3 protein-coding genes are annotated in these 2190 nt (G+C 63.7%); all 3 read right to left on the minus strand.

What is annotated here, in order from left to right; all coding sequences use genetic code 11:
* Positions 1-52 precede the first annotated feature (52 nt).
* Genes G3T14_RS23815 through bet form a run of 3 tightly spaced genes read right to left on the minus strand, consistent with a single transcriptional unit; the run spans position 53 to position 1931 of the window.
* Positions 53-421 (minus strand): HNH endonuclease signature motif containing protein, encoded by a 369-nt coding sequence (locus tag G3T14_RS23815; protein WP_163644956.1) that lies wholly within the window; start codon positions 419-421, stop codon positions 53-55.
* Positions 421-945 carry a hypothetical protein gene (locus G3T14_RS23820; protein ID WP_163644957.1) on the minus strand — a complete coding sequence of 175 codons (525 nt, stop codon included), beginning with the start codon at positions 943-945 and terminating at the stop codon, positions 421-423. The genes G3T14_RS23815 and G3T14_RS23820 overlap by 1 nt, the downstream gene beginning before the upstream one ends.
* Complete coding sequence (gene bet / locus G3T14_RS23825) at positions 942-1931, minus strand: phage recombination protein Bet (protein ID WP_163644958.1); 990 nt, start codon at positions 1929-1931, stop codon at positions 942-944. Before bet ends, G3T14_RS23820 begins: the two co-directional genes overlap by 4 nt.
* Positions 1932-2190 lie beyond the last annotated feature (259 nt).

Raw genomic sequence — 2190 nt, forward strand, 5'->3', positions numbered from 1 at the left:
GGCGATGAGGCGCCCGATCTCTCGGTCGACGGTCGTTGTCCGACAGGTCATGTCAGCGATCCCTTCGGTATGCGATTTCGAGCTTGGGAATCTTTCGGGTCGCGCTGCCCTGAGGGGCGAACCTGCGGAAGCCTTGGCCTTGAAGGGTGGCTGGGCGCCGGATGCTGCGGTGAGCGTCCTCGCGCCGCTTGGCCTTGGCGATGTCGGCTACGTCCTGCCGGGTCTTCGCCTTGTGGCAGGGGTCACAGAGAACCATACAGTTCTCTAGGGTCGGCTCACCGGTGAGGCCGTCAGGATTGACGTGGTCATAGGCGAACTTCCCGAGGGTAAGTTTGACGCCACAGCCTGCGCCTTCGCAGTGGCCGGCGGCCCGCATGAAGGCGTCGCGCTTCGTCTTCTTGGAGAATTCCTTGCGGGCCATTAGGCGGCTCTCCGCGCATTCTCGGCGAGCTCGGCCGAAGACACTCCGACCATTTCAGCCACGATCTCGAGCACGGCCGATTTGGACCGCTGGAAGTCGTCCTTGCCCATCGCCTTCAGCGACTGGGATTGAGCGGTGTACCGAGTGACGACAGCCTCTTTCACCGTGACGACGGCGTAGGTGTCGACGGGCTTCAGGTAGGCTGCGAAGCGCAGAGCTTCGGCCCGGCTGGCGCAGACGAAGGGGTGCGCGTCACAGAACCCGGCCTTGATCAGCGCGAACTTGCGCAGCGCGTCAGGCGTCGGGTACGCCTCGGACAGGTGCTCCGGCAGGTTTTTCCACGCCTCTTTGACCTCGGCGAAGAAGTGGCGATGGCTGTTGCTGGACCGGTCCTGATGCTCGACGAGCAGGTAGACCTGCCCGACGACGAACAGAGCATCGGCGCGGCGCGCCCAATGCCGATTCTCCGGCACGAGGGCTTCGCCATTCCAGTGCCAGGGAAGCGGAGGAATGGCTTCGGTCATGCCGACACCTCCGCATCCTCGGCCAGGGCCTTTTCGAGGGCCTTTTTCAGCTCCAGCGCGTCGCCGGGGGCATGGCCCCAGAACAGGCGTAGGCCTTCGGTGTTGCGCTTTTTCCACCCGGCGATGGCTGAGGGCTCGTCGCTGTGCTTGCGGATGAAGGCGAGCGCCCGATCGGCGAACTGACCTAAGGGGACGTTCTCGAGCGCCGCTGTCGGCTCCCACGAGGTCAGAATGGCCTTCCCAGCGCCGATGCGCTCAAGCCGGTCCTGCGAGGCCCCCTCGGCCGCGGCCTCGGACGGCAGCAGGTCGGTGGCGCGCGAGCGATCCACCTCCTCGGCGGCGTAGACATTGCCGAGGTCGTCGGGCCACGCCTTGCGAAGCGCCAGGGCCTCGGCGACCTTCGCCAGCATGAGGCGGGGCATCTTCCCCCAGTTGCCGGACGTGTCGAGCTTCCAAACCTGCGTGGCGCCCTCTGCGGGCTCCACGTCGAACTTCGGATTGCCGTCCGGCCACGTCTGCCCCGTGTCGCGCCGCACGACCTCGGACCATTGCTGGGTCAGGGGCGCGTACTCCTCCCAGTAGGCGGAGGCCGTCACCTTGTGCCAAGCGCCGTGCGAGAACTTCCAGACGCGGACGGTCGCCTTGACGAGCCCGGCCGGGTTTGCCGGTCCCTTCAGGTCGGAATCAATTTCGAACGTCGGCTCGTCTTCGTCCGGGCGGTACGCGCCGGTCCGATCCGCGATCGTGCGAAAGCCGTCGATCGCGACGATGATCGACATGCGGCGCTTCTTCGGGTTCGTCTTGTTGTAGACGAACGCGTAGATCTGCCGGCGCATGGGATCGAGGTTGAGGTGGCGAGCCGTCCAGGCAAACTGGTTGAACTCATCATCCGATGTATCAGCAGCGACAGTCCGGCGGATGAGCGCCATCTGACGGGCATCATATCCTTGGCCGTGAGAGGCTATTGAGGCGATGGCGGAACTCATGATGCGCTCCTTCGAACCAAGAATTTTTCCATGCGAAGCGTCGCGCACGTACGGCACGTCCGGCTTCTTGAGCTTGAGATCAGAGTATTTTCTGCGGAAAACGCATGCCCACGTAAGCAATGGGTTTTCGTCTGATTTTTGAGCCGCCCCTTACTTGATGCGTCTCTCATGTTATCTGTTCGCGTCCCCCCAAACAGATGTTCCGGGCTGAGCATCTATCAGTTTGAACCCTTGTCGTTGACGGCCTGACTCCGCCTGT

It is taken from the genome of Methylobacterium sp. BTF04 (genome assembly GCF_010692745.1).
GTDB lineage: Bacteria > Pseudomonadota > Alphaproteobacteria > Rhizobiales > Beijerinckiaceae > Methylobacterium.